The sequence below is a fragment of the Nocardia aurea genome (assembly GCF_003123685.1).
GTDB classification, from domain to species: Bacteria; Actinomycetota; Actinomycetes; order Mycobacteriales; family Mycobacteriaceae; genus Nocardia; species Nocardia aurea.
This window is the reverse complement of sequence record NZ_QCYJ01000029.1, coordinates 133,949-159,747: the sequence shown is the minus strand read 5'-3', so window position 1 is coordinate 159,747 and position 25,799 is coordinate 133,949. Positions and strand designations below refer to the sequence as shown.

Annotated in this window: 26 protein-coding genes and 1 pseudogene; 14 read left to right on the top strand and 13 right to left on the bottom strand. The window is 67.5% G+C overall.

The window, feature by feature from the left end; translation table 11 throughout:
- Positions 1-81: 81 nt before the first annotated feature.
- Complete coding sequence (locus tag DAT37_RS44040; RefSeq protein WP_157978417.1) at positions 82-702, bottom strand: TetR/AcrR family transcriptional regulator; 621 nt, start codon at positions 700-702, stop codon at positions 82-84.
- A gap of 277 nt (positions 703-979) precedes the next feature.
- Between DAT37_RS44040 and DAT37_RS11285 the strand changes: the two genes are divergently transcribed.
- The 4 genes from DAT37_RS11285 to erm all read left to right on the top strand — a co-directional run bounded on the left by DAT37_RS11285 (position 980) and on the right by erm (position 5,514).
- The gene (locus tag DAT37_RS11285) at positions 980-2,548 is read left to right on the top strand and encodes an MFS transporter (RefSeq protein ID WP_109524698.1); all 1,569 of its coding nucleotides are present in this window, start codon (positions 980-982) and stop codon (positions 2,546-2,548) included.
- 148 nt (positions 2,549-2,696) lie between these two features.
- Positions 2,697-3,356: a class II aldolase/adducin family protein gene (locus tag DAT37_RS11280; RefSeq protein ID WP_109524697.1), complete on the top strand. Its 660-nt coding sequence runs from the start codon at positions 2,697-2,699 to the stop codon at positions 3,354-3,356.
- Entirely contained in the window at positions 3,353-4,288 is a 936-nt protein-coding gene (locus DAT37_RS11275; RefSeq protein ID WP_109524696.1) for a carbohydrate kinase family protein, read from the top strand. Before DAT37_RS11280 ends, DAT37_RS11275 begins: the two co-directional genes overlap by 4 nt.
- 425 nt (positions 4,289-4,713) lie before the next feature.
- A complete protein-coding gene (erm, locus tag DAT37_RS11270; protein WP_109524695.1) occupies positions 4,714-5,514 on the top strand; it encodes a 23S ribosomal RNA methyltransferase Erm in 801 nt (266 codons plus the stop codon).
- A gap of 5 nt (positions 5,515-5,519) precedes the next feature.
- Here the strand turns inward: erm and DAT37_RS11265 are convergent, their stop codons facing one another.
- The 7 genes from DAT37_RS11265 to DAT37_RS11235 all read right to left on the bottom strand — a co-directional run bounded on the left by DAT37_RS11265 (position 5,520) and on the right by DAT37_RS11235 (position 12,256).
- Positions 5,520-7,586, bottom strand: a complete 2,067-nt coding sequence (locus DAT37_RS11265; RefSeq protein WP_408637392.1) for an AMP-binding protein — start codon at positions 7,584-7,586, stop codon at positions 5,520-5,522.
- A 163-nt stretch (positions 7,587-7,749) separates the two neighbouring features.
- Positions 7,750-8,619, bottom strand: a complete 870-nt coding sequence (thpD, locus tag DAT37_RS11260) for an ectoine hydroxylase (RefSeq protein ID WP_232839676.1) — start codon at positions 8,617-8,619, stop codon at positions 7,750-7,752.
- Between the two features lie 18 nt (positions 8,620-8,637).
- The gene (locus DAT37_RS11255; RefSeq protein ID WP_109524693.1) at positions 8,638-9,033 is read right to left on the bottom strand and encodes an ectoine synthase; all 396 of its coding nucleotides are present in this window, start codon (positions 9,031-9,033) and stop codon (positions 8,638-8,640) included.
- Positions 9,030-10,340: a diaminobutyrate--2-oxoglutarate transaminase gene (ectB, locus tag DAT37_RS11250; protein ID WP_109524692.1), complete on the bottom strand. Its 1,311-nt coding sequence runs from the start codon at positions 10,338-10,340 to the stop codon at positions 9,030-9,032. The genes DAT37_RS11255 and ectB overlap by 4 nt, the downstream gene beginning before the upstream one ends.
- Entirely contained in the window at positions 10,337-10,861 is a 525-nt protein-coding gene (gene ectA, locus DAT37_RS11245) for a diaminobutyrate acetyltransferase (protein WP_109524691.1), read from the bottom strand. The genes ectB and ectA overlap by 4 nt, the downstream gene beginning before the upstream one ends.
- 170 nt (positions 10,862-11,031) lie before the next feature.
- Positions 11,032-11,745: a response regulator transcription factor gene (locus tag DAT37_RS11240; RefSeq protein WP_109524690.1), complete on the bottom strand. Its 714-nt coding sequence runs from the start codon at positions 11,743-11,745 to the stop codon at positions 11,032-11,034.
- 244 nt (positions 11,746-11,989) lie between these two features.
- A complete protein-coding gene (locus DAT37_RS11235) occupies positions 11,990-12,256 on the bottom strand; it encodes a hypothetical protein (RefSeq protein WP_232839675.1) in 267 nt (88 codons plus the stop codon).
- A gap of 319 nt (positions 12,257-12,575) precedes the next feature.
- Here DAT37_RS11235 and DAT37_RS11230 point away from each other — a divergent pair, with 319 nt between their 5' ends.
- Positions 12,576-12,875 (top strand): hypothetical protein, encoded by a 300-nt coding sequence (locus DAT37_RS11230; protein ID WP_198654190.1) that lies wholly within the window; start codon positions 12,576-12,578, stop codon positions 12,873-12,875.
- 41 nt (positions 12,876-12,916) lie between these two features.
- On the opposite strand, the gene DAT37_RS11225 is transcribed toward DAT37_RS11230, so the two are convergent.
- Together DAT37_RS11225 and DAT37_RS11220 are read right to left on the bottom strand one after the other, a co-directional pair.
- A complete protein-coding gene (locus DAT37_RS11225) occupies positions 12,917-13,699 on the bottom strand; it encodes an RNA polymerase sigma factor SigF (RefSeq protein ID WP_109524689.1) in 783 nt (260 codons plus the stop codon).
- 3 nt (positions 13,700-13,702) lie between these two features.
- Positions 13,703-14,122 (bottom strand): ATP-binding protein, encoded by a 420-nt coding sequence (locus DAT37_RS11220; protein ID WP_109524799.1) that lies wholly within the window; start codon positions 14,120-14,122, stop codon positions 13,703-13,705.
- 264 nt (positions 14,123-14,386) lie between these two features.
- Between DAT37_RS11220 and DAT37_RS11215 the strand changes: the two genes are divergently transcribed.
- The 5 genes from DAT37_RS11215 (at position 14,387) to DAT37_RS11195 (ending at position 18,705) form a co-directional block, all read left to right on the top strand.
- Positions 14,387-15,601: a glycosyltransferase gene (locus DAT37_RS11215; protein ID WP_109524688.1), complete on the top strand. Its 1,215-nt coding sequence runs from the start codon at positions 14,387-14,389 to the stop codon at positions 15,599-15,601.
- 132 nt (positions 15,602-15,733) lie between these two features.
- Positions 15,734-16,729, top strand: a complete 996-nt coding sequence (locus tag DAT37_RS11210; protein ID WP_109524687.1) for a CAP domain-containing protein — start codon at positions 15,734-15,736, stop codon at positions 16,727-16,729.
- A gap of 180 nt (positions 16,730-16,909) precedes the next feature.
- The gene (locus DAT37_RS11205) at positions 16,910-17,194 is read left to right on the top strand and encodes a DUF308 domain-containing protein (protein WP_109524686.1); all 285 of its coding nucleotides are present in this window, start codon (positions 16,910-16,912) and stop codon (positions 17,192-17,194) included.
- A gap of 207 nt (positions 17,195-17,401) precedes the next feature.
- The gene (locus DAT37_RS11200; RefSeq protein ID WP_109524685.1) at positions 17,402-17,707 is read left to right on the top strand and encodes a hypothetical protein; all 306 of its coding nucleotides are present in this window, start codon (positions 17,402-17,404) and stop codon (positions 17,705-17,707) included.
- Positions 17,704-18,705, top strand: a complete 1,002-nt coding sequence (locus DAT37_RS11195; RefSeq protein WP_109524684.1) for a glycosyltransferase family 9 protein — start codon at positions 17,704-17,706, stop codon at positions 18,703-18,705. The genes DAT37_RS11200 and DAT37_RS11195 overlap by 4 nt, the downstream gene beginning before the upstream one ends.
- 34 nt (positions 18,706-18,739) lie before the next feature.
- Here the strand turns inward: DAT37_RS11195 and DAT37_RS11190 are convergent, their stop codons facing one another.
- Positions 18,740-19,648 carry an SDR family NAD(P)-dependent oxidoreductase gene (locus DAT37_RS11190; RefSeq protein ID WP_109524683.1) on the bottom strand — a complete coding sequence of 303 codons (909 nt, stop codon included), beginning with the start codon at positions 19,646-19,648 and terminating at the stop codon, positions 18,740-18,742.
- An 18-nt stretch (positions 19,649-19,666) separates the two neighbouring features.
- Complete coding sequence (locus tag DAT37_RS11185) at positions 19,667-20,401, bottom strand: TetR/AcrR family transcriptional regulator (protein ID WP_232839674.1); 735 nt, start codon at positions 20,399-20,401, stop codon at positions 19,667-19,669.
- An 18-nt stretch (positions 20,402-20,419) separates the two neighbouring features.
- Here DAT37_RS11185 and DAT37_RS11180 point away from each other — a divergent pair, with 18 nt between their 5' ends.
- From DAT37_RS11180 to DAT37_RS11165, 4 genes are all read left to right on the top strand, one after another.
- Positions 20,420-21,769 (top strand): hypothetical protein, encoded by a 1,350-nt coding sequence (locus DAT37_RS11180; RefSeq protein WP_109524682.1) that lies wholly within the window; start codon positions 20,420-20,422, stop codon positions 21,767-21,769.
- Between the two features lie 2 nt (positions 21,770-21,771).
- On the top strand, positions 21,772-23,175 hold the full coding sequence (locus DAT37_RS11175) for an acyl-CoA reductase (protein ID WP_109524681.1): 1,404 nt from the start codon (positions 21,772-21,774) through the stop codon (positions 23,173-23,175).
- Between the two features lie 412 nt (positions 23,176-23,587).
- On the top strand, positions 23,588-23,773 hold the full coding sequence (locus DAT37_RS44860; RefSeq protein WP_198654189.1) for a hypothetical protein: 186 nt from the start codon (positions 23,588-23,590) through the stop codon (positions 23,771-23,773).
- 10 nt (positions 23,774-23,783) lie between these two features.
- A complete protein-coding gene (locus DAT37_RS11165) occupies positions 23,784-25,073 on the top strand; it encodes an SMI1/KNR4 family protein (RefSeq protein ID WP_198654188.1) in 1,290 nt (429 codons plus the stop codon).
- Positions 25,074-25,295: 222 nt separating this feature from the next.
- Here the strand turns inward: DAT37_RS11165 and DAT37_RS46235 are convergent.
- Positions 25,296-25,789, bottom strand: a pseudogene (locus tag DAT37_RS46235) (Tn3 family transposase); the annotation flags it as partial.
- Between the last annotated feature and the right edge of the window lie 10 nt (positions 25,790-25,799).

The window sequence follows — 25,799 nt, the reverse complement described above, 5'->3', positions numbered from 1 at the left end:
CATCCGGCACGCATGGTCCTCGACTAGGTTCGGGCGGCTACTGACCGATGTTGGGCAGGTTCGGCGGAACGGGTGGTAGTCCTACATCCGTGTGAACACGGCGGAACCGGTCAACTGCGCGGTGGTGGCGGCGTCCGGTGGTTGCGTGTAGCCGGGGTGCGGGTGGAGCGCGGGGATCAGGAAGCGTCGCAGCAGTTGGGCTTCGGTGTCGGCATCGGTGGGCCACAGCAGTAGTGACAGCATCGTCCGGATGAACCAGGTGGCGGTGAGCGGATCGTCGGGGTGGGTGCCGAGGACCTCGGAGGCGATACGGAGCAGCGCAGGAGATTCGGCCAACGTCACCACCGAGCGGGGGCCGTGCTGCGAGGACAGGAACGCGGTGAAAATCGTATCGGAGCGAACCTCACGAAGGGCGATGGTCAACGCGTCGTAGAGACGGTCCGGCCCGGTGAGCTCGCCGATGGCCTTCCGGATGACATCGGTGATGCGGTCGGCGGCGCGGATGAGAACGGTCTCGCGCAGATACCGCACGCCCCCGGTGTGGCGGTAGACGGTCGCGCGGGAGCAATGCGCGTGCCGGGCGACGGTCTCGATATCGAGGCTGTCGAACCCGGAGGCGGCGATCAGATTCACGGCCGCCGCGTAGATGTGTTCGGCAGCGGTGTCGTGGCGGTCGGCACCGAGCAGCCAATCTGTCCCCATCGTCTCAGTATGAGACATATCGACCGCATCCATCCGAAAATCGTGCAGGTCATCGCCACGACATGAGACAACCGGTGACTCGACGGCCACCGAGGAAGTTTCGACTTGGGTCGCACCTCTTGTTCGCTGGTGTCTGCGGCAGCCACGGTAGAGACCGTGCACGAGGTCGGCGACAGATTTCTGTCCGCACCCAGCGGTCCGCGCACGGTTGTCGTCTTCCCCCCACGGGGCGACGCGCCTCGGACGTGAACGGGACAGACGTGAACGGAGACAACGGATGACGAGCACCGCTGTGATCGACCCACCGGCGCGGACATGGTCGTGGGCCCAGCGGCGCACGGTGATCGTGTCGTGTCTGGCCGTCACGCTGGTCATCGCGGCGATGGCCGCCCTGTACACCGCGTTGGCGCAGATCTCGATCGCCACCGGCGCCACGCAGACCCAGGCGACCTGGATCGTCGACGGCTACACCCTCGCGTTGGCCTGTCTGGTTCTACCGGCCGGCGCGCTGGGCGACCGCTACGGACGGCGTCGGATGATGATCACCGGACTCGTCGTCTTCGCCGCCGCCTCGATGATCCCGGTGACGACCACGGCGGTGGCCTGGCTCATCGGTGCTCGCGTGCTGACCGGGATCGGTGCCGCACTGGTCATGCCGTCGACCCTGTCCATGCTCACCGCCGCCTTCGCGCCCGGCCCCTCGGACCGCGCCGTCGGACTCTGGGCCGGGGCCGCGGGCTCCGGCGGCCTGATCGGCCTCGTCGGGTCCGGGCTCGTCTTGCAGTGGTATTCCTGGCAGTCCATCTTCGCCGGAATGGCCGTGGGCGCGGTCCTGCTGGCCGCGGCGGGTTTCACCCTCGCCGAATCTCGCAGCACCGGCGAGACTGGGCTGGACCCGCTCGGCACGGTGACCGGAGTCGCCGCGATCGCGCTACTGGTCTGGGCGTTGATCACCGTCGCCGAACGCGGATGGGGCGATCGCTACGTCCTGGCCGGACTGATCGGAGCCGCCCTCGCGGGAGCGTTGTTCGTGGCGGTCGAACTCCGGGCCCACAAACCACTGCTGGATCTGCGATTGTTCGCACGCCGCGGTTTCGGCTGCGGCACCGTGTCCATCACCGTCCAGTTCCTGACCACCTTCGGCCTGTTCCTGATAGTCGTGCAGTATCTGCAATTGATCCTCGAATACAGCCCGCTGCGCGCCGCCGTCGCGGTCCTGCCCATGGGTGTGGCCGTCACCGGACTCTCGCTGCTGTCACCCCTGCTCACCGCCCGCTACGGACTCCGACTGCCCACCGCCGCCGGACTCACCATCGTCGCGGCCGGACTCGCCCTCATGGCCCGCGTGACACCGGATTCCGGCTACCCCGGAGTCCTGATGCCGCTGTTCATCATGAGCGTGGGACTCGGTCTCGCCTCGGCACCCGCCACCACCGCGATCATGAGCGGCACCGACGCCGACATGCACAGTATCGCCGCGGCGGTCAACGACGCGGCCCGCGAGATCGGCGCCGCCATCGGCATCGCGGTCGCGGGAACCGTCCTGGCCACCGGCTACCGCACCCGCATCACTCCCGTCCTCGATCGACTACCCGAACCCGCGCGCGCCCCGGTCTCGCACTCCCTCGCCGCCACCACCCAACTCGCCGAACACACCGGCCCACAAGCCCAACCACTACTCGACCTCGCCCGCACCGCGTTCCTGCACGGACTGCACAACACCTCCTACACCCTCGCCGCCATCAGCCTCGCCGCCGCCGCCATCCTCGGCATCTGGGCGCCCGGCCGATCCGCGACGCGCGCGCCGAAAACCCCGGCACGACCGACGACCCCGCCGAGCGACTGATCCGAGGTCCACGCCGACGGCTCGGTTCACCGGCTCCGCCGACCGACCGTCGAGTCGATGTGGCAGTCTACGAAGCCGTGTCCGTGTCCCGACACACTCGCGCCGTACCGGCCGAGCGGACGGCGTCGCTGTTGAAAGGAGGTGAGTCGTGACCGACACCGAACTGCGTGACCAGGTCGCCGCGACCGCGCGCCGCCTGGCCGCCGAAGGACTGCTGATCGGCACCGCCGGAAACGTGTCGGTCCGATCCGCGGATCGCGTGGCCGTGACGGCGACCGGGGTCGTACTCGGCGACTGCACCGCCGACGACGTCACCGAAGTGACGGTCGATGGCGATATCCTCGCCGGGCGTCTGCTGCCCACCTCCGAACTCGACCTGCATCTGAAGGTCTACCAGCGCACCGGCGCCACCGCGGTCGTCCACACCCACGCCCCGTACTCGACCGCCGTGGCCTGCGTGGACGACCTCACCGTGCTACCGGTTCTGCACTACCAGCAATTACTGCTCGGCGGGGAGATCAGGATCGCCCCGTACGCCACCTTCGGCAGCCCGGAGTTGGCCGATGTCGTCGTCGAAGCGCTGACCGATCGGCAAGCCGCGCTGATGGCCAACCACGGGTCCATCGCGGTCGGCGCGACGCTGGACAAAGCCGTCGACAACGCGCTGCTGCTGGAGTGGGCGGCCGCGCTGTATCAACGCACCCGCGCCATGGGCCGTCCACGCGCCCTGACCGGTGACGAACAGATCGCCGTCGTGGACCAAGCCATCAGGCTGCGCTATGGAACCACCCAGGAGAACCCGGCATGACCCGTGCGAAGATCGCCACCCTCGGAGTCCACGTCCTCGACGTCCACGTCCTCGGGATCGAATCCATCCCGAGCGGGTCCGAGGGCGCACTCGTCGACACCATCGCGTTCTCCCCCGCCGGGACGGCGGGAGGCACCGCCGTGGTGCTGAGCAGACTCGGCGCCGATGTCCGCACCTTCGGCGCCGTGGGCGAGGACTCCATCGGACGCAGCCTCGTCGCCCTGCTGGGCGAGCACGGAATCGACACCGGGGGCCTCGTCGTCAAACCCGGTGTCCAAACCTCGTCCTCGGTGATTCCGGTCCGACCCAACGGCGAACGCCCGGCCTGGCACTGTATCGGCGCCAACGCACGATTCGACCTGTCGGACTTCGACTTCGACGCCCTCGACGGAATCGACCACCTGCACCTGGGCGGTCCGGAATTCCTCGGCGGCCACGCCGCCGGGCAATTACTGGCCGAAGCGCGCCGACGCGGACTGACCACCTCGATCGACATCCTCGCCGCCGGAGATCCCGGCACCCTCGAATGGATCGCCGACGCCCTGCCACACACCGATTTCCTGCTCCCCAACGACGAACAGATCCGCGGATTCACCGGCACCGATTCCCTGCTGGAAGGCGCACGCGCGCTGCTCGCGCGCGGTGTCGGATGCGTGGCGCCGACACGCGGCGGTCACGGCGCCCTCGTCGTCACCGACCAGGAGGTGATCGAGGTGCCCGCCTACGAGACCGAGGTCGTCGACACCACCGGCTGCGGTGACGCCTTCTCGGCCGGGTTCCTCACCGGACACCTGCGCGACCTCGACCTGGAAGCGTCCGCTCGACTCGGTTGCGCGGTCGCCGCACACGTCGCCCGGGGAATCGGCACCACCGCGGGCGTCTACGACCTCACCGCCGTCGAGGCGTTCGCGGCCTCGGCCGCGACCATCTGACCGGACCGCGATCGGGGCCGCGATCCCCGATGCCGTCTACTCGGTGCCCCGCCCGCGGAAAATCACTGTCGGTGGGGACAGGCGTCGAGCTATGTTGTCGGCATGGGTGGTAGTCCTACATCGACCGGAGTGTGCGCGGTCGTCGCGTATTACATCCGGCTGCGCACGGTGGCCCGGGCTCAGCCCGCGCACAGCGCCGCACCGGGTTTCCGGCTCCGTTGATCGAGTGAGCCGGGTTCGGCTCACCCCAACGATGTCGCGCCGTCGTTTCGCGATGTCCTGATCGGTTGTGCCGATTCTCGTAGGTCGCTCACGGCTTTCTCATCGAGGCCGGGTCGAGCGTGCCGCAGTGGTCTTCGCCGTGCTCGGTATGGGTCCGGGCGAATCACATTTCCTGATTCGTCCACTCCCTCCGGAGGACACCCATGTCCCGTTCGCTTTCTCGCGCTCGCACGGCCCGGCCGGTCGGTGCCCGCAAACTCCTGTCGCAGAACTTCCTCGCCGATCCCGGCATCGCCGCGGCGCTGGTGCGTTCGTCCGGTGTCTGCGCCGACGACCTCGTCGTGGAGATCGGCCCCGGCGACGGCATACTCACCGACCGCCTACTGGCCACGGCGGGGCGCGTCCTCGCCTACGAGATCGACCGCCACTACGCCGCGCGGCTACGCGACCGCTACGCGGGCGACGACCGTATTCGCTGCTACCACAGGGACTTCCGCACGGCGACCGCACCGCGCGAACCGTTCGCGGTGGTCGCCAATATCCCCTTCGCGAGCAGCACCGATATCGTGCGCTGGTGTGTCGCGGCGCCGGACCTGACCTCGGCGACCCTACTCACCCAGCGCGAATTCGCCCGCAAACATTCCGGCGACTACGGGCGCTGGAGCAAACTCGCCGTCACCCATTGGCCCGGCACCGCATTCGAACTGGGGATGCGCGTGGACCGACGGCACTTCCGCCCGGTGCCCGGCGTCGACGCGGCGGTGCTGGGTCTGCGGACCCGTCCGGATCCCCTGCTGCCGGCTTCGGCGATGCCCGGCTACCTGCGCATGGTCGAACTCGGATTCTCCGGGGTCGGAGGCTCGTTCGCGGCCTCGTTGGCGCGGGCGTTCCCGGCACGCCGGGTTCGTGCGGCCTGCGCGCGGATCGGGATACCGGTCGATCGGCCGGTCGGGTCGGTGTCGCCGGACGACTGGATCGCCGTCTACCGGGAACTGCGCCGGTAGGCGCCTCAGCCCGCCTGGACCAGGACGCGTTTGAGAATCTTCCCGGTGGCGTTGCGCGGGAGGGCGTCGAGGAAGGTGACGTCGCGTGGCACCGAGAACCGGCTCAGCCGATGACGGATGTAGTCGCGGATCATGTCGCGGTCCAGGCGGCCCGCCCCTTCGCGGGTGACGACGAAAGCGGCCAGACGCTGGCCGTATTCGCGGTCGGGAACCCCCACCACGGCCACCTCGCTGACCTGCGGCAGCAGTGAGAGTGCTTCCTCGACCGGGCGCGGGAAGACGTTCTCGCCGCCGGAGATGATCATCTCGTCGTCGCGGCCAGCGACGAAGACCAGTCCGTCGGCGTCGATGTAGCCGAGGTCGCCGGTGTCGAGCATGTCGCCGGATTCGGTCGGCGGTGCGGCGTCGGTGTAACCGTCGAACAGCATGTGGTTGCTGACGAAGATACGTCCGGTCACCCCGCGCGGCACCGGTCGCAGATTCCGGTCCAGAACCGCGAGTTTGGTACCGAGTGGCGGTCGGCCTGCGGTGGTCGGCGCGGTGCGCAGATCGGCGGGGTCGGCGATGGTGGCCCAGGAGACCTCGGTGGAGCCGTACACGTTGTAGAGGACGTCGCCGAAGATGTCCATGAACCGTCGCACGGTCGAGACATCCAGTGGCGCGCCGCAACTGGCGACGACGCGCAGGCTGGAGGTGTCGTAGCGGTCGAGTACCGAGCGCGGCAGGTCGAGGATGCGGTTGACCATCACCGGGACCACGATCATGGCGGTGATGCGGTGGTCGTGGATCAGGCGCAGGCATTCCTCGGCGTCGAAACGTTCGGTGAGAACCACACTCGCCCGGATCGGTGTGCTGATCTGCAAGGCGGCCAGACCCCAGGTGTGGAACAGCGGCGCGGGGATCAGCATGGTCTCGTCCATCCGGAACGGGATGCGCGACAACAGCGCGGCGACGGTGCCGAAACCCTTGGGCTGGGGTCTGCGGGCGCTTTTCGGCGTGCCGCTGGTGCCGGAGGTGAGCACGATCAGCCGACCGGGTTGCGCGGGACGGGAGAAATGCGGCGCGGCGTAGTCGACCAGTTCGTCGACGGTCACCGGGCCGCCGTGCGCGGGGGGCGAGGTGGAGTAGCGCGGGATATCGGGGCTCACGCCGTGCAACAGCGGTTCGAATTCGTCGTCGCGGAAGATTCCGGCGAGTTCGTGTCGTGCCACGACCTCGCGGATCTGTAGCGCGGAGAGCCCGGTATTGAGCAGGACCGCGTCCACGCCCGCCTTGCCCGCGGCGACCATGCAGTCGACCATGGCCGCGCTGTTGCGCGACAGCACGCCGATGGCGGTGTGCTCGTCGAAACCGAGCGATGTCAGCGTGGCGGCGAGCCGGTGGGTGCGCCGGTGTACCTCGGAGAAGGTGTATTCGGTGGTCGCGTCGATGACCGCGGGCCGGTCCGGGGTGTAGGCCGCGGCGGCCGCGTACCCGCCCGCGAGGGTGAAACCCCATTTGGCGAGTCCGCCGAGTTGTCTGATGCCGCGGTCGGGTCGGTAGCTGCGGATGACGCCGGTGCTGACCAGTTGCCGGGCGATGCCGACCTGGAGCCGGGCCGGTGAATCCTCACCGTTGACCAGGACCGAGGTGGGCGCGCGGAGCAGGACGTCGGCGACGCGGTCGAGTCCGGCGGCGGTCCATTCGGTGATCTCGGCGCGTTCGCGCGAGGCGATGTCGTCGCCCATGCGCCCGAGTCCGATGAAGGTGACGGTGACGCGGGTGCCGACCATGTCCTCGGTCGCGTTGTCGCGCAATCGGATCGAGGCGAAGCTGCCCGCGTGCGGGCATTGGATCTCGAAGACCTCGCCCACGTGGGTGACGACCAGGTAGACCGGACCCGCGGCGGTCGGGCCGACCAGTCGGCCTCCCGGCACCGCCGGAATCGACTGCCCTTCGGCGGTTTCGGCGCGTTCGTACACCTCGACGCCGCGGAACATGCGCGGGTAGGTCTGCGGGTCCATGAGCAGATCCCACATCGCCCGGCGTTCGACGGCGTATTCGGCATCAACGGTGATGACTTCGGTGACCAACGGTGTGCATTTCTTCCGGGCCTGCCCGCTCTGGTCGGGTCGGCTGATCCCATATTTGTACCCAGCGGTAACACCTAGGTCAAACGGCGAGCGTTTGCCCGATGATGGCTACAGCGTTCGCGCCGTGAGTGTTCCGCCCTCGGAGCACCCACGGCGCGACGCCCTACACGGCGGTGAAATCCCGGGCCGCGATGTAGGTCGGTCGCGGCGCGGGAGCGGCGAACGGGTCGACGAGGGTGTTCTCGACGCTGTTGAATACCAGGAAGATATTCGAGCGCGGAAACGGGGTGATGTTGTCCGAGGAGCCGTGCATGATGTTGGAATCGAACAGCAGCGCCGACCCGGCCCTGCCGGTGAACTGCACGATCCCGTGCCGTGCGGCCAACTCGGCGATATCGGATTGCGTCGGCACCCCGATCTCCTGCTCCCGCAACGATTCCCGGTAGTTTTCCGCCGGGGTCGTGCCCTGGCAACCGACGAAGCTGCGATGCGAACCCGGCATCACCATCAGACTCCCGTTGACCGGATAGTTGTCGGTCAACGCGATCGACAGACTCACCGCGCGCGGCGCGGGCATCCCGTCCTCCGCGTGCCAGGTCTCGAAATCGGAATGCCAGTAGAAACCGGTGCCACGGAATCCCGGCATGTAGTTGATCCGGGTCTGATGCAGGTATACCGGCGAACCGAGCACCTGCCGCGCGAGACCGGCGATCCTGGTCTCGCGCACCAGATCCGACACCGCCGTGCTGAGCTTGTGCACCTCGAAGATCGAGCGCACCCGCCGTGAGGATTTCTCGATGATCAGCCGGTCGTCGTCGGCTAGGTCCGGATCGGCGGCCAGCCGCCCGATCTCGGCGCTGAATTCGGCCACCTCGGCCGGTGTCAGCAGATCCTCCACCGCGGCGAAACCCTCGGTCTCGAATCCGGCGAGTTCGGGCGTCTCGATCGCACCCCACACCGTGGGATCGGACCGCTCCACCCACCGACCCGGCGCACCGAGCCGGGTCGGGTAGCGATCGGCCAATTCGGTCATGTGCTGCAGTACCATTCCTCACCCGACTTCTGCGGCGACCAGCGGATAGACGCCGTTGCTGTCGTGAACCTCCTGACCGGTGACAGGAGGGTTGAAAACACACATCATCCGCATCCTGGTCCGTGCGACCAGGCGATGGCGCTCGTGACCGTTCAGCAGATACATCGATCCCGGGCCCAGTTCATAGACGACGTCGTTGTCCAGATCGGTGAGCGAACCCTCGCCCTCGACCAGCCAGACCGCCTCGACATGGTGCTGGTAGTGGAACAGATGTTCGGTCCCGGCCTCGATGGTGGTCTCGTGGAAGGAGAATCCGACACCGTCGCCGCCGAGCACGATGCGTTTGCTGCGCCAGCCCGTACCCGCGACATCGCGTTCGGTACCGGTGATCTCGTCGGTGCTGCGAACGATCACGCGCGCGCACCTCCTTCGACTGTACCGCGATGATGCAGTCGGCCCCAGCCGGTGCACACCGTATCGATGGCGCCGGTGAGCACCTGCAAACCGCGATCGACCTCGTCGTCGGTGACGGTCAGCGGCGGCAGCAGTTTGACCACCTCGTCGCTGGACCCGGAGGTCTCCACCAGCAGGCCGCGTTCGAAGGCCACCTGGCAGACCTTGCCCGCCTGCGACGGGTCCTCGAAGACGATGCCCTGGACGAATCCGCGGCCGCGGGTGCTGATGCCGGGGAAGTGTTCGGCGACCTCGCCGAGCGCGCCCGCGATCCGCGCGCCCTTGGTCTCGGTCGAGATCTGCAACGCGTCGTCGGACCAGTAGTGCTGCAACGCGGTGTGCGCGGTGACGAAGGCCGGGTTGTTACCGCGGAAGGTGCCGTTGTGCTCGCCCGGAGCCCACTGATCGAGTTCGGGTTTGAACAGCACCAGCGCCATCGGCAGGCCGTAACCGCTGATCGACTTCGACAGCGTCACGATATCGGGGGTGATCCCGGCGACCTCGAAGGAGAAGAACGGGCCGGTGCGACCGCATCCCATCTGCACGTCGTCGACGATCAGCAGGATCTCGCGCTCGGCGCACAGTCCGGCGAGATGGCGCAGCCATTCCACGCGCGCCACGTTCACGCCGCCCTCACCCTGCACGGTCTCCACGATCACCGCGGCGGGCCGGTCGAAACCGGAGGACGTGTCGTCGAGGACTCGTTCCATCCACTGGAAGTCGGCGGTGGTGTTGTCGAAGTAGCCGTCGTAGGGCATATGCGCGGCGTGCACCAGCGGCACTCCCGCACCCGCGCGTTTGGCGGCGTTACCGGTGACCGACAGCGCGCCCAGCGTCATGCCGTGGAAAGCGTTGGTGAAGCTGAGGATCGTCTCGCGGCCGGTGACCTTGCGCGCCAATTTCAGCGCCGCCTCCACCGCGTTGGCTCCGGTCGGGCCGGGGAACTGCACTTTGTAGTCCAGGCCGCGCGGCGCGAAGATGGTGTCGCGCAACGATTCCAGCAGCCTGCGTTTGGCCGCGGTCGACATATCCAGACCGTGGGTGATGCCGTCACCGGCGATATAGTCGAGCAACGGCTGTTTGAGCACCGGATTGTTGTGCCCGTAGTTGAGCGCTCCCGCGCCCGCGAAGAAGTCGAGGTATTCCTTGCCGTCCTCGTCACGCAGCCAGCTGCCCTTCGCGGTGGTGAACACCGTGGGCCAGGCCCGGCAGTAGCCGCGCACATTCGATTCCAGTTCGTCGAAAATAGTGGTTTCGGCGGTGATCATCGGAGTTCCTCCTGAGCGGTCGGTGCGATGCGGTACAGATCCTCGGCGACGTGGTGATCGGGGAAGGCCCCCGGATCGAACAGCGGTTTGCGCGTCATGGCATGACCACGACGGCGAGCCACCGAGGCGAACATCGCTATCGATGCCGGATTGTCCGGCGAAACAGTGGTTTCGAGCGCCGAAACACCATGTGAAGCAACGCTGTCGAGCAGTCTCTCGATCAATGCGGTACCGGTGCCTCTCCCCTGTTGGGAGCGGTCGACCGCCACCTGCCAGACGAATACCGTCTCCGGATCTTGCGGACGCAGGTAGCCGATGACGAATCCGGCCACGCGGCCGTCGACTTCGGCGACCACGGACGTGCCCGCGAAATCCCGACACCAGAGCAGGTACGCGTAGCTGGAGTTCACGTCGAGAACGTGCGAATCCTTGGCGATCCGCCAGATCTGGGCGCCGTCGCCGACCCGCGGGGGTCGAAGCACCGTGGTGGCGCGCCTATCGGACAAAGTTGGTAATGACATACAACTCCCAAGTCGGGGTGGCAGTACATCTCCAGGTTTGCCGGGCAACTTTGAGGTGAAGTGGTCGATCTCTTTGCGGTTGTGTTACGACCGGAACACATTCGCAGGCAGTAGGCCGTTTTTTGTGACGCGTACGACGTTTGAAACGGGGTTCGCGGGCGACGGGAATATCAGCGGCGAATATCGAGCCGATACCCGAGACCGCGCACGGTGACGACAATGGACGGGGCGGACGGGTCACGCTCGATCTTGGTGCGCAGCCGCCGCATATGCACATCGACGATGCGTTCGTCGCCGAAGAAATTGTCGTCCCATATGCGTTCGAGAAGTACCGGACGGCTCAATACCCGGCCCGGGGTTTCCGCGAGTTCGCACAACAATCGGAATTCGGTGATGGTGAGGCGGATCTCTTCCTCGCCGCGGCGCACCGCGCCGCCGTCGCGATCCAGGATCAGCGGGGCGCCGGGATCACCGTCCAACAGCAATTCCCGGCCCGCGGATTCCCGTTCGGCGGTCAGACGGGCGCGTCTGCGCAGCGCGCGCATCCGCGCGGAGATCTCCTTGATCTCGAACGGTTTGGTGACGTAGTCGTCGGCGCCCGCCTCCAGCGCCGCCACCACGTCGTGGGTGTCGTCGCGCGCGCTGACCACGATGATCGGCACATCGTGGTCACGGCGGATCTCGCGAATGCAGTCGAAACCGTCCATGTCGCCGAGCATCAGCTCCACGATCATGACGTCGGGCGCGCCGTTGCTGCGCAGATGGGTCAGCGCGTCCTCGGCCTCCTCGGCCTCGGACACTTCGTACCCCTCGTCCTCCATCGCCAGTCGTAACGCTTCGCGTACCTCGGCGTCGTCGTCCACGATCATCAGATTCGCCGTCATGACCACACCTCGCTGCGCACCCTCGACCTCATCCCATACAGACACGCGGACGCGCGACCCCGGTGCGGACAACCGCATCCCGTGCCGACGCGACATTTCCGCCTTCCGGCCCAACCGGCCAACCCACGGAATACCCGAACCTCCGAGACACAAACATCACCTGTCGTCGCTGGTCGACGCCCTACGGACACGACTCCGCCCCCACGTCGGACGTGGGGGCGGAGGTACGCGGTACTCCGGGGCGCTACTGCTCCGGTGGGCTCTCCAGGCGGTTGAAATTGCTTCGGCTGCCGTCTGCGCGCTGATCCTGGTAGCGGAACTCGAGCCGACGTTCGTCGAAGGTGGCGAACCATTCTTCCCAGTCCACCGGGCGCAGGACCGCGCCGCCGTAGCCGGGGAAGTCGAAACGCAGCACACCGAGGTGGCCGTTGTACTCGCTGCCCGGCATGGTGGCCGGTCGCGCGCCGCGCTGTTCGGCCCAGCGGCGGATCACCTCGTGATCCCGGGTCACCAGGGTCGGGACGGTGCGCGGTGGTCTCTGGACGTATCGAGGTCTGTCACCGAGCGAATCGAGTTCCCGGCCGGTGGGGAGCGACCGTGAACGGCCCGGCGTGGGAATCGGTTGCCGGGAGCTCGGTCGTCGCTGATAGTTCATGACGACCCTTCCTGAGCGCTGAACGACGAATATCCGGTTGATGACGGCGTACCCGATGGCACACGCGGACAAACTCGGCGTCGACTGTGACCTGAGCCGCGGTGTAAGAGAGTTCGGAACGGGGAACCGGGGGCTTCCTGTGGTTTGCCCATGAACGGCGGGGTACCCGCGACACATGATCGCTATGCACAGTTCCGACCCGAATCCCGGTGATCGACCGGAACCGGCGCCGCCGATCCCGGATCCGACACCGCCCGGGCCCTCCCCCGACCCGGTACCGCCGATCCCCGAACCCGACCCCATTCCGTCACCGGAACCCTTTCCACCGCAACCGGATCCGTCACCGGTGCCGCCGGTGCCCGAACCGGTCCCGCACCCGAGACCCGAACCGGGCAGGCCGTTGCCTCCGGTGCCCGGCCCGCCGCCGAATCCGGTGCCGGGGCCGACCGACCCGACGCCACCGGATCTGCACTGACCCCCGCGCGCGGGGCCGAACCGGACGCGAGTCGAGCCGGTTCAGTCCCGCAGCGCCTGCTCGCGCAGCGAATGCAGGGTCCGCGCCAGAATCCGTGAGACGTGCATCTGCGAGACGCCGAGCGATTCGGCGATCTCGGACTGCGTCTTGGATTCGAAGAATCGCATGATCAACACGCGACGTTCACGATCGGGCAGCGCCTCGATCAGCGGGCGCACCGCGAGATAGTCCTCGATCAGGTGATACGAGGCCTCCTCGGCGCCGAGGTTGTCCAGCATCGGCAGAGCGGTGCCCTCGTCGTCGCCGGTGACGGCGTCGATGGAGGCGGCCTGGTAGGCGTTGCCCGCGATCAGGGCGCGGGTCACCTCGTTCAATTCGACCCCGAGTTCGGCGGCGATCTCGCTGGCGCGCGGTCCGCGCCCGAGCCGCTGGGTCAGGGTTTCCACGACCGGGCCGATACTCAGCTGAATTTCCTTGGTGCGCCGGGGAACTCGCACCGCCCAGGTGTGGTCGCGGAAATGTCTGCGGACCTCGCCCATGACGGTGGGCACCGCGAAGGCCAGAAACGACGAGCCGCGCGCGACGTCGAAGCGGTCCACCGCTTCCACCAATCCCAGACGCGCGACCTGGAGCAGATCGTCGAACATCTCCCCGCGCCCGGCGAATTTCCTGGCGATGTGTTCGGCCAGCGGCAGGCAACGCCGGATCACCTCTTCGCGTAAGGCGGCCCGGCGCGGATCGTCGGCGGCCAAGGCCGTGACCTTCTCGAAGAGTGGCTCGATATTGTCGTAACTGTCACCGGGAGATCTCGAAATGCCGGACATCGTCTACCCCGCGCGCACCCAACTGAAATCGACGAGGGTCGGGTATCCGCCGATCGCGTGGTCGTAGGGCTGCTGCACCGCCGCGATCGAATCGGTCAGGGTCCGCACGATATGCCAGCCGAATCCGTCCTGGCCGACCGGCGCCTCCGAGGTCGCCACCGCCGCCACGTGCACGAACATACTGGCGTCGTCATAACTGAACCGACAGTCCAGATTCGTGTCCGGTGCCGCGTCCAAGACCAGCGTGGTGGCCACCTCGTCCAGTGCCAGGCGAATGTCGGTCACCTCGTCCAACGCGAAATCCGCTATGAGACAAACGGTCTCGGCGAGCGCCCGCACCATGATCAACTGCTCGAGTCGCGCCGGGACGCACACCGCTACCGTCGTCGTCTTCGTCGAGGATCGGGAAGCCCAGTCCCCCATACCCATCACCACCTTCTCTCGCGCGCCGCCGGTACGGGGCGGTCAAGAGCTGCCGGCGGCAGCTGAAGTCGTGTGACCGCAGCTTTCCTCTCGAGAGCGCTTACCCGGTGGGTGATGACCGAAACCGTACGGTCACGAGCCGTAACGCGAGCAGGCCGAGTTCCGCGCGCCCGGACCGACGGTGTTTGCGGGCACCTGCCATCGGGCATAACCGGCACATGCCGTACGTGGCTCGGGACGGGCCGAACAGAAACGGAGTCAGCCGTGAGAATCGCCATGGTGTCCGCCCACGCCAGCCCCCTCGCCGAACCGGGCAGTCCCGAAGCGGGTGGCCGCAATGTCCACGTCGCCGCGCTGTCGGCGGCGCTGGTGCGCGCCGGGCATCAGGTGACGGTGTACACCCGTCGCGACGATCCGCACACCAGGACCGAGGTGGTCACCCGCGAGGGCTACATCGTCGTGCACGTGCCCGCGGGACCGGCCGCGCCGCTGTCGCGCGATCAGATCCTGCCGCACCTCGGGGAGTTCGGAACCTTCCTGCGCAAACACTGGTCGCTGCATCCCGCCGACCTGGTGCACGCCCACTACTGGAGTTCCGCGCTCGCCGCGGAACTGGCGGCCCGCTCGCACCGACTACCGGTCGTGGTGTCCTTCCACGGACTCGGCACGATACGGCGGCGTCATCAAGGACTCGCCGACACCAGCCCGCGCTCGCGTATCCGTTTCGAACGTCTCATCGCCCTACGCGCCGCGCACGTGCTCGCCTCCTGCTCGGACGAGGCCGCCGAACTTGTCCGCATGGGCGTGCCCCGGTTCCGGACCTCGGTGGTGCCGGGCGGTGTGGATACCGCGCAGTTCTCCGGCACGGGCGGCAAGGCGAGCCGCGGCGCGAAACATCGCCTGTTCGGGGCGGGGCGCCTGTTGCGGCGCAAGGGATTCGATGTCGGAATACGGGCGTTGTCTGACCTGCCCGATACCGAACTGGTCATCGCGGGCAGTGCCGTCGGCGACGATCTCGACGACGACGGCGAGGGGCGCCGCCTGCGCCGGGTCGCGGTCGAGCACGGTGTGCACGAACGGTTCCGGATATTGGGGCCGGTCTCGCACGCGGCCATGGCGCGGCTCTACCGCTCGGCCGACGTGGTGCTGTGCACGCCGTGGTTCGAGCCGTTCGGGCTGGTGCCGCTCGAGGCTATGGCCTGCCGCACGCCGGTCGTGGCCACCGCCGTCGGCGGCATGCGCGACACCGTCGTGGACGGGGTCACCGGCCGGCTGGTCGAGACCACCGATCCCGCCGAGGTCGCGCGCGCGATCCGCCCGCTGCTCGACGATCCGACCCTGCGTGAGACCTGGGGCGCGGCCGCCGACGATCGCGCGCGATCCGGCTACAACTGGGACCGGGTCGCGGCCGCCACCCTGCACGCCTACCATCGCGCGGCCCCCGACCGCGCGGCCGACGCCGTGGCGGTCGCGCGCTGACCGAGGCCGCCGAACCCACGTTCCGGCTCGGGAAATGCCCGCACGCTGCATCGTTGGCGCGCTGTTGGTTCCTCGTTGGAACCTCACCGGACCCTGAGTGCAACAACCACACCACTTCAGGGGAAACACACCATGAGGATCCAGACCATCACCGCCGCACTCGCCATCGTCGCGGGCGCCGGACTGCTCGCCGTACCGACCGCCTCGGCGGCTCCGTACACCAACTGCGACGTCGACCAGGCCGCCCTGGCGTTGCGCGGTGAGGAGAGCACCGTCTTCGACCAGATCAACCGGATGCGCGCCGACGCGGGTCTGAAAGCGGTCACCCACAGCGACGTGATGGCGCGTCCCGCCGAATGGGCGAGCAACGACAGCGCGGCACGCGGGGTTTCCCCGGCCGATCACGTCGACACGCTCGGCCGTGACATCAAGACCCGTTTCGGCCAGTGCGGCGTCCCGACCAACGCGCCGAAGATCGCGGAGATCAACTTCTACGGCACCGGTGTCGAACCGGCCGACGCCATGCGGTTCTGGGCCAACTCGCCGGGACACCGCGCGATCATCCTGGACGGCGCGCTGAACAAGGTCGGGGTGTCGGTGATCTATCAGGGCGATCGCCGCCACTGGACGGTCACCTTCGCCGCCGACACCGCCGCGCCCGCTCCCACCCCGGCGCCCGCCGCGACCGTCACCCGTTCGAACCTGACCGGCGCCGCGCACCAGACCGAATTCGACTCCCTGGTCGCCCAGGGCTACCGGATCAGCGATATCCAGGTCACCGGTGGCAACGACCCCCGCTACAGCAGCACCTGGGTCCGCAACGACGGACGCGCGTGGCAGGCCCGCCACGGGCTGGACTCCGCTGCCTACCAGCGTGAATTCGACACCCTGCTGGCCCAGGGCTACCGGCTGACGCTGGTGCGCGGCTACGAGGTCAACGGAACATCGCGCTTCGTCGGCATCTGGGAGCGCAACGACGGACGCGCCTGGCAGGCCCGCCACGACATCACCGTCGCGGCATTCGACGCCACCGCCGCCCAACTGTCCGGCCAGGGCTACCGACTCGTGCACGAGCACCGCTACGCGGTGCAGGGCAAGACCTTCGTCGCCGCCATCTGGAACAAATGATCACCGGCTGAGTGATCGACCCCGAATGCGCCGCGGCCCACCGAGTGGGCCGCGGCACATTCGCGCGCGAACGAGAAATACGGAATGTTCCACCGGCACGGTGGCCGAGATTGCGTGTCGGAATTCCGGGTATGCCGTTGACCGACCCAGTTCGACTATGCCACCACCGAGGAGGGCATCGTGACCGAGGAGAATTTTCCGGACCACACCCGGACCACACGGACACACGCCGGAGAATCGATCGAGGACGCCCGCAATTGGCCGGGCATAATCCTCGCCGCGGTCGGCATCGTCGCTATCGCGTTGACATTGACCGCCGCGGGTTACGGATTCGCCGGATGGGCGGTTATCGGCGGAATCGTCGGCGTGGTATGCCTCGCCGGCGGCATATTCCTCGTCTGGGCCGAACACCGCCGGGTCCAGAAGAACGAAGATCGCCGGGAATTCGACGACCACGGCCACTGATTGTCGATCATGGCACCGGGTATCCGATCGGAAACAACGCCGAAACGGGCGCCGAAAGGATAGACGGATGAATACGGCCGAATTCGATTATTCGGTTCCGGTTGCGGGGTTCTCGCGGTAAGGCGCTCGACCTTTCCCCCTTGGCCTCCGGACTCGCCGGATTCTGATCCGAGACCCCCGGAGCATTCGCAGCAGCAGGAGATTCACATGAGAACGACCCTATTGATCGTCGCGGCCGCTGTCGCGCTCGGCGCCACCGGATGTGCCGAGGCGGAGAAGGCCGTCAACAAGGGCGGTGACACGCCGTGCAGCGAATTCGTCGCCCAGGACCAGGACAAGCGGCGGGTGACCGTCACCAAGTTCCTGGAACAGGAGAGCAGCGGTGACGCGGCACCGAGCGCGCAGTCGGTCGACGCGTCGCTCGCGGCGATCCAGGTGATGTGTTCGGCCCAGGCCAATCCCGACACCCCCATCCGTGAAGCGGATCTGACCGGGATCCTGGTGCCCAAATGAGCGGGCACACCAAGGCGGTCACCCTGATCCTGCGGGCACGCGGCCTGGGCGGGCTGCTCACCGCACTGCCCGCCTTACGCGCGATCCGCGCCGCTCGCCCGCACCATCACCTCGTGCTCGCCGCACCGGGTTGGCTGCGCCCGATCGTCGAATTGTCCGGCTGCGTCGACGAATTGCACGCCACGCCGCTGGTGGGTGATCTGCGCTGGAACGCCCCCGCGCCCACCTCGGCGGTGAATCTGCACGACGCGGGACCCGCGTCGATCACCGATCTGCTCGACACCGAACCCGCCCAGCTGATCAGCTACCGGCACCCGGACTTCCCCCGCGTGCGCGGCCCGGTGTGGCCCACGCGCGTCCACGAGACGGCGCGCTGGTGCAGGCTGCTCGAATCGGCGGGAATCCCGGCCGATCCGACCGATCTCGCACTCGCCGCGCCCGCGCGTTCCCTCGCCACGCGCACCCACGTCGTGATCCACCCCGGCGCCGCGCCGGCGCGCGTGTGGCCCGCCGAACGTTTCGCGTTGGTCGCCGCGCACCTGCACGGTGCCGGATATCGGGTCCTGGTCACCGGCACCGCCGCCGAGGCGCCGCTGGCCCGCTACGTCGCCGAACACGCCGGACTACCCGAAAGTTGTGTCGTCGCGGGCGAACTGACACTCGGCCAGCTCGCCGCCACGGTCGCGGGCGCGGCCCTGGTGATCGGCGGCGACACCGGCGTGGGCCACCTGGCCACGGCATTCGGCACCCGATCGGTACTGATCTTCGGTCCCACCCCACCGCACCTGTCCGGCCCGCCGCCCGAGCGCATGGCCCATATCGCGCTGTGGTCGGGCCGCGCCGGCGACCCGCACTCGCCCGACCCGGACCCGGGACTGCTGTCCATCACGGCGATCGAGGTCATCGACGCGGCCGAGCGCCAACTGCGCGGGGTGCGACGTGAAGCGGCCTACGCGGGCGCTGTCACCGAGGCGATCGGTGTGTCCGAACTCGGGTGACAGGTGTCCGACGCCGTATCGGCCGCACCAGTCTTCACCGGTGTCCGGCCTGCTGGAAACCCAGATCGGCCAGCAGTTTCTCGCTTTCGATCCACAAGCGCGCCGCGGCCTCGTCGTCTCGGGCGGCGTCGGTCGGCGTCTCCTCGGCTCCACGATGGAAATAGCGTCCGCCCTCGCGTCCGCCCTCGGCGTCGGTGGCCAGCCAGACCAGCATCTCGGCGGGCTCCTCGGGCGGCACGGTGTCGGCCGCGGCCATGTGTTCGCGCATCGTCCTGTCTCCGTGGGTGGCGAAATTGCTCGCGACGATGCCGGGATGCATTGCCTGCGCGGTGATTCCGTGCGGATGCGCGCGTCTGGCCAACTCGCGGGTGAACAGCAGGGTGGCCAGTTTCGCCTTGGCGTAGGCGGCCGTGGGGTGGAACGCGCCGAGGCTCTGTAGATCGTCCCAGTCCAACCCGCGCGTGATGCGATGCGCGCTCGACGAGACGGCGATGACCCGCACGGTACCGGGCGGGCTGTCGGCGGCACCGGCTTCCAGCAGCGGCATCAACTCGCGGGTCAGCAGGAACGGGGCGAGATGGTTGGCCGCGAAGGTCGCCTCCGTCCCTTCCTCGGTGACGATCCGCCGGTCGCGTACGCCGCCCGCGTTGTTGATCAGGACATCCAGGCGCGCGGTCATGGCCGCGATCTCATCGGCCACCCGCGCGACCTCGGCCATGCGCACGAAATCACCGCGCAGCATGTCGAAACCGCCGCCGTCACTGGCGGCCGCGCGGATCTCGACTTCGGCATCGGCCGCGCGGGCCCGATCGCGGCCGACACCGATCACGCGCCAGCCCGATGCCACGAATCGGCGGGCGGTCGCGCGACCGATGCCCGCGCTGGCTCCCGTGACGACGGCGACGGGACGGTTGTCGTCGAGTGGTTTCGTATCCGGTGACACGGCATTGTCTCCCTGGGTTCAGCGCGGCCGCAGGCCGTCGAGCAGTAGATGAACGGTGAAGTGGACCTGGCGATCGATCGCCTCGGGCGCGATCGTGCGTCCGCTCACGATCGCGCGCACCTGTCCGCCGACGACCATGCTCATGAAGGCGGTAGCGGCGAGCTCGGTGTCGGTGGGGGCGATCTTTCCCGCGGCGACGGCACGGTCGAGCAGGTCCGCGACGAATTCGATCACCGGTTTGGCCGCCTGCTCGTAGTTGGCGGTGAGGATTTCGGGGAAGCGGTAGCTCTCGGTATTGATGATCCGTTGCAGGCGAAGGCCGTTGGGGGTCATCACCTGTCCGATGCGCAGCTTGGCGATCGCTTCCAAGGTGTCGGCCACATCGCCCCGGTCGAAACTCTCCAGCACCGTCGACGGCACGATCTGGCGTTCGATCGCGCGTTGGACCGCGGCGCCGAACAGCGCGGCCTTGTCGGCGTAGAGCCCGTAGACGGTGCGCTTGGTCATGCCGACGCGGGCGGCGATCATCTCGATGGTCGCCACCTGGAAGCCGTGTTCGAGGAACAGGTCGAGCGCGGTGTCGAGCAGTTCGCTGTGGCGCGCCTCGGCCTGCTCTCGGGTGGGACGCCCGGCGCCGCGGCGCACGGGCGAGCTCGTGTTCGTCACGTCCACCTCGCTGAAACTCTCTCTTGCATCGATCCCGGTACCTCCACTAATAATGATACGCATGAGATGCCATTTTCTGGCGCTCATTCGAGAAAGGATGCCCCGGTGGGCTCATCCACAGACAAACTGACAGGCCTGGTCGACGCCGCCGACCGCTTCGATCACTCCTACGCCGACCTGCGCGAGACGCAGATCGAGGCACTGAACGAGCGCTTCCAGGAAGGCAGGGATCACATCAAACTGCTCGGCCATCGAGCACGTGAGGCGGGCACGAGCGAAATCCGCGACCGAGACGACGTGGTCGCGCTGCTGTTCCCGCACACCGCCTACAAGAGCTATCCGGAAAGCTTTGTGACCGAGGGGAAATGGGACCGGCTGGGCACATGGCTCGGCACTGTCTCACCACACCCGATCAGCCCGATCCGGACCTCGGACATCACCGATATCGATGACTGGATCGAGCGGTTACAGGCCGAGGGCCACTACGTCTCCTGTTCCAGCGGCACCACCGGAAAATCGGCGATCCTGCCCGCCTCCGACGCGGATATGGACTGGTCACGCCGTGACACGGTGAACGTCTTCGCCTGGGGTTCGGGCGTCGAGCCCTCGCGTGACCGGATGATCCTCGGCATCGCGCCGACCGCCTCCGTCCCCAAGAACACGGTCATCGCCGAGGCGCAACGCGCGGCATTCGGAGATCCCGGCAAACAACATTTCCGACTGCCGATCCCGCCCATCACGGTCGGCTCGCTGACCTCGATGGTCGTACTCCGCAAGAAGATCGCCGACGGCACCGCCCTGCCGGGAGAACTCGCCGACTTCGAACAGACCTCCAAGGAGCGCGCCGAAGCGCTGGACGAGGCCATGGTCGCCGCCGCACAGGCCCTCGTCGAACATCGCGGTGAGAAACTCATGATCTCCGGAATGTGGAACACGCTGCACCAGGTGGCCGTCATGGTGCGGGAAATGGGCTACTCGAGCACGGACTTCCACCCCGACAACTGCATCTACGTCGGCGGCGGGCTCAAGCGGGCACAATTACCGCCCGACTACCAGGACTACGTCCACCACACCTTCAATATCCCCGCCACCAGGAACTTCCAGAACTATTCCATGCAGGAACTCAATTCCGGCATGCCCAGATGCCGGGGCGGCAACCGCTACCACGTACCGCCGTGGGTCGTGCCCTTCGTGCTCGACGAGCGCGGCGACACCCTGCTTCCCCACCGAAGCGGCGAAATCGAAGGCCGCGCGGCGTTTTTCGATCTCTCGCTCGACGGCCGCTGGGGCGGGGTCATCACCGGTGACAAGATCGCGCTCGATTTCGATCCGTGCGCGTGCGGCGCGGGCAGCCCCTCGGTACGCGACGACATCACCCGCTACGCCGATATCGCGGGCGACGACAAGATCGGCTGCGCGGGCACCGTCGACGCGTATGTGAGGGGACTGTCGTGACCATGACCGATGCTGTCGTCTCCGCTCCGTTCTTCCTGCGCGGCGAGCTGGTCGAAGGGCGCGACGTCACCCACCGTTCGCGCGATCTCGGTGTCGGTTTCACGACGCCGGCGATCGACCTGAATGGTGCCGTGCACCCACGCGCCGAGGTGCCGCCGTTGCTCGACGTACCCCTCGAGGAGATCATCGACTTCCTCGTCGAGACGGGCGAACGAATCCGCGATCCGCGCAATCCCTTCGTCGGCGACTGTCTGGACCGGATGGCCTCCACCCACGTCCTGCCGCGCGCGGTACTGGAAGCCCAGGTCGTCGGCGCGGCCGCCTACCTCGACCGGCGACTGCTGCGGACGGTGGTCGAGCAGAACTTCCCCGACCCCGCCGCCCTGGACCGGTGGGTGCCCAAACAGGATTTCACCGGCCGCAAGAGTTTCGTGCGCGCGTTCGCGCCGCGACTGATCCACGTGCTGCCCGGCAATTCGCCGGGGGTCGCGGTGAAGTCCATCGCACAGGGCGCGATGGTGAAGGCGGTCAATCTGTTCAAGATGTCGTCGAGCGACCCGTTCACCACCGTCGCGATACTGCGCACGATGGCCGATATCGACCCCGGACATCCGATCGTCCGATCGATGTCGGCGGTGTATTGGCGCGGCGGCGACGAAACGGTGGAACGAGTCCTCTACCGCCCGCAGTATTTCGACAAGATCGTCGCCTGGGGTGGCGGCGACGCCATCGACAACGTGATCAAATATCTCGGACCCGGCTTCCAGTTGGTCTCCTTCGACCCCAAGACCTCGATCTCCATGGTCGGCAAGGAAGCCTTCGCCGACGACGAAACCCTCGATCTGGTCGCCGAACTGGCCGCCACCGACGTGATGATCCTCAACCAGGAAGCCTGCGTCGCCAGTCGTTTCCTCTACCTGGAGGCCGATCGCGCCGACGCCGACCGCTTCTGCGAGCGACTGCACGCGCGCATCGTCGAGAAGGCCGCCGCCTCGGGCGACGCACGCCCGCTCGACCTCGAACTGCGCGAACAGGTCGACACCCTGATGATGCTCGACGACGAATACGGTGTCTGGGGTAGAACCGACGGCAAGGGCCTCGTCATCCGTTCCGACGACCCCGTCGACTTCCACCCGATCAACAAGACCGCCAACGTCGTCCGGGTGGATTCGCTCGACGACGCGATGAGACATGTCGACGTGGCCACGCAGACGGTCGGCTTCTACCCGTTCACCCGAATGCCCGACTACCGCGACCGGCTCGCGGGCTACGGCGCCCAGCGCATCGTCCGCCTCGGAGACGCGGGGCCGAGCACCATCGGCAATCCCCACGACGCGATGTATCCCCTGCACCGCTTCGTGCACTGGATGGCACACGAGGACGGAGTAGCGCCAGTGACGCGGTGAGATCGCGCATCGCCTGCGGCGAGGGTTTGAAATATCGGCGCAGGTTCTCGGCCTTGCGGTGCCGGGATTTCGCCAGCAACTCGAGCAGGCCGGCTCCGGATTCCCCGAGGTGCGTGAGACCGGAATGCCTGAGTTCGTGCAGATCCCAGCCTGTTTCGGGCCCGTCGAGCGTGGTGGCGGCGTCGAGTAGATCGCGAGCCTGGTCGTAGGACAGTCGCGCGCGGCCGGTGTCGGGGGGATGTCGCGCTCGGCGAGGTATTTGCCGGGCCCGGGCAGGCGGTGAGTGAGGAACACCGGCCCGCGCGTGCGGCCTCGGATCAGCCTCAGTAGCAGCCGGGCGGTGCCCGCGTCCCGATACACCTTCTCCAGGACGTGTTCGTGGTGGGCGGCGCCGCGGCGGCGGGTGCGGGGTTTGGCACCCTTGGACTTCACCGGCGCACACCGGCCCGCCAGTTCCAGGTCCTTGGCGGGCCCGATGGTGTCCAGGAACGCCTCGGCGGCACTGCGCGGGGTGCGCAACCGGGTCACGCTCGCGGCCATCGGTCCGCCCTTGATCTCGGCCTCCACCCATGCCGAACTTGTCGGCGGCTGGTCGTAGCGTCCATGGAATGGACTGGAGACCGTGGTTGGAGCTGTGGAGCGAGGAATGGATCGCCAGCAGAGATCCTGATGAGTTGGATCCCGATGTGGTGCGGCAGCGCTGGCTCGGGTACGCCCCGGCCGCCGAGACCGACGTCGCAGCGGTCGAGCAGCGCCTCGGCCTGAGGTTGCCGCCCTCCTATCGCAGCTTCCTGCTGACCACCGATGGATGGCGCCATGCCGGGGAATTCGTGTGGAAGATGCGTGACACCACCAATCTGGGATGGCTGCGTGACCTCGAACCGTCCTGGGAGTCCTGGGCCGACCTGATCACCGAGCCACCAGTCGACGCGCCGGGTAACCCGTTCGGTCGCGGCCTGCTGATCTCGCTGCACGCCGACGTCGGAGTCCTGTTCCTCGACCCTGCCGACCGCGACGAGACCGGCGAATGGGCCGCCTACAGCGTGTTTTCCTGGGGGCAGTTCCCGCAGCGGTATCCGTCGTTCACTGCCCTCATGGAATCGGAGTACCAAAGCCTTCATCAACTACGTCAGCCCGCGGGCAAAACCCGTGACAACTGGGATCTGGTGGCCGAACAGGCTCGAGGCGAAGCCCTTTCCGGGGACATCGACACAGCCATGGCGGCCCTGGAGAAAGCCCAGCATTTCGGCCAGTCACGCGCCACGGTCTTACAAACCCAGCTCCAGATGTTCCTCGCCACCTCCTCCTCCCCATACGAGGCCTCCCGGATTCTTTCGCGTCTGCTACCTCTGGCGCCCGTCCCGGACGGATTCTTCACCGGTCCACTGTTCACCGACGAGTTCCTGCCGTGCATGTTCCTCCAACACGCACATAAAGAACCCTGGTACGCCTCCGCGCTCGACAGAGCCCAAAACCTGGCAGACCGCGCACGCACCCAACACCGCGTAGCCCTCGAACGCGCACAGAAACACGCCGACGATGAGCACTCACAGGACTCCGCGCACGAAATCGCCCAGCTTCTCGAAATCACACAAAACGACCCCGGCCTCGAGATCGGACGTGCCGTCGACGAGCACCGAGCACGGATACAGGAGCCCGGCTACCAGCTCACCTACGGCAACCAAGCATTCGACACCGCGGTACGAAACGCGCTCGCACAACACCACTCGGACCCAGCGGCACTGTGGCAGGCACTCGAGACCGCGATGACACACTGGCGGCCCCGCACTCCAGATCACATCGCCCCGGTCGCGCTGCTCGCCGACCCGGTGCTGGCATACAGCCTCACCCCGGAACGCGGTCGCGCGTTGTTGACTGAACCGCGTATCGGCCGCTGACCCGCGAGCAACCGCCCCGACATTCCATAGCATCGGGAACGTAGCCGGTTGTTTCGGCACGCAGTCCGAACCGGTTCGGTCACTGGTTGCGCACCCCCCGGCGACAACCCGGTCCTCACCGCGCACCCGCACCGACCCTCGATCACTGGCGACCACGCCGGATAGCACGCTCATCGGCTACTACAGGATGTCGATGAGAGTCGCCGCAGCACTGGGGCGAGGTCAGAAAAGGGTGTCGCGGACCCGCAGCGGCCGGTAACGGTCGGGCCCAGCTGGGCCAGTTCTCCTTCGATGTCGACCTCGATCGCGCCGAAGAAGTTGATGTTGGCGCTGCGCGCCGGGGAGATGTGGGCCAGGACCTCGTCGTCGAGCCGCTGTCCGGCCCGGCGCATCTGCTCCACGGCCAGCCCGTAATACTCTGTTTTCCAAGCGATCACGGCATTCGTGGCCAGGGTCCGGCACCAGGCTTGTTCGGCCTGCTGCTCGAGGTGACGGGCCCGGATCATGCCCTCGTGGGCGTAGAGCAGGTCGCGGCGCAGCGCGTGCAGCGATTCGCCCTTGTTGAGCTGGCGCGAGATCTTGCGCCGGTAGTCCGGATCCGACAGATACTTTGCGGCGTAGATCGTGCGGCGCGGCGCCCCGTACTCCTTCAGCGCGGCTGCGAGGGCGTTCTGGCGTCCCGAGGCCGAGAGCTTGCCAACCAGTAGGGAGGCGGTGGTCGGACGC

Coding starts and splice junctions, on each gene's coding strand:
- DAT37_RS44040 (WP_157978417.1), bottom strand. CDS start 702: ATGGGGACAGATTGGCTGCTCGGTGCCGACCGCCACGACACCGCTGCC.
- DAT37_RS11285 (WP_109524698.1), top strand. CDS start 980: ATGACGAGCACCGCTGTGATCGACCCACCGGCGCGGACATGGTCGTGG.
- DAT37_RS11275 (WP_109524696.1), top strand. CDS start 3,353: ATGACCCGTGCGAAGATCGCCACCCTCGGAGTCCACGTCCTCGACGTC.
- erm (WP_109524695.1), top strand. CDS start 4,714: ATGTCCCGTTCGCTTTCTCGCGCTCGCACGGCCCGGCCGGTCGGTGCC.
- thpD (WP_232839676.1), bottom strand. CDS start 8,619: ATGACCGAATTGGCCGATCGCTACCCGACCCGGCTCGGTGCGCCGGGT.
- ectB (WP_109524692.1), bottom strand. CDS start 10,340: ATGATCACCGCCGAAACCACTATTTTCGACGAACTGGAATCGAATGTG.
- ectA (WP_109524691.1), bottom strand. CDS start 10,861: ATGTCATTACCAACTTTGTCCGATAGGCGCGCCACCACGGTGCTTCGA.
- DAT37_RS11240 (WP_109524690.1), bottom strand. CDS start 11,745: ATGACGGCGAATCTGATGATCGTGGACGACGACGCCGAGGTACGCGAA.
- DAT37_RS11230 (WP_198654190.1), top strand. CDS start 12,576: ATGATCGCTATGCACAGTTCCGACCCGAATCCCGGTGATCGACCGGAA.
- DAT37_RS11225 (WP_109524689.1), bottom strand. CDS start 13,699: ATGTCCGGCATTTCGAGATCTCCCGGTGACAGTTACGACAATATCGAG.
- DAT37_RS11220 (WP_109524799.1), bottom strand. CDS start 14,122: ATGGGGGACTGGGCTTCCCGATCCTCGACGAAGACGACGACGGTAGCG.
- DAT37_RS11210 (WP_109524687.1), top strand. CDS start 15,734: ATGAGGATCCAGACCATCACCGCCGCACTCGCCATCGTCGCGGGCGCC.
- DAT37_RS11200 (WP_109524685.1), top strand. CDS start 17,402: ATGAGAACGACCCTATTGATCGTCGCGGCCGCTGTCGCGCTCGGCGCC.
- DAT37_RS11195 (WP_109524684.1), top strand. CDS start 17,704: ATGAGCGGGCACACCAAGGCGGTCACCCTGATCCTGCGGGCACGCGGC.
- DAT37_RS11185 (WP_232839674.1), bottom strand. CDS start 20,401: ATGAGCGCCAGAAAATGGCATCTCATGCGTATCATTATTAGTGGAGGT.
- DAT37_RS11175 (WP_109524681.1), top strand. CDS start 21,772: ATGACCGATGCTGTCGTCTCCGCTCCGTTCTTCCTGCGCGGCGAGCTG.
- DAT37_RS11165 (WP_198654188.1), top strand. CDS start 23,784: ATGGACTGGAGACCGTGGTTGGAGCTGTGGAGCGAGGAATGGATCGCC.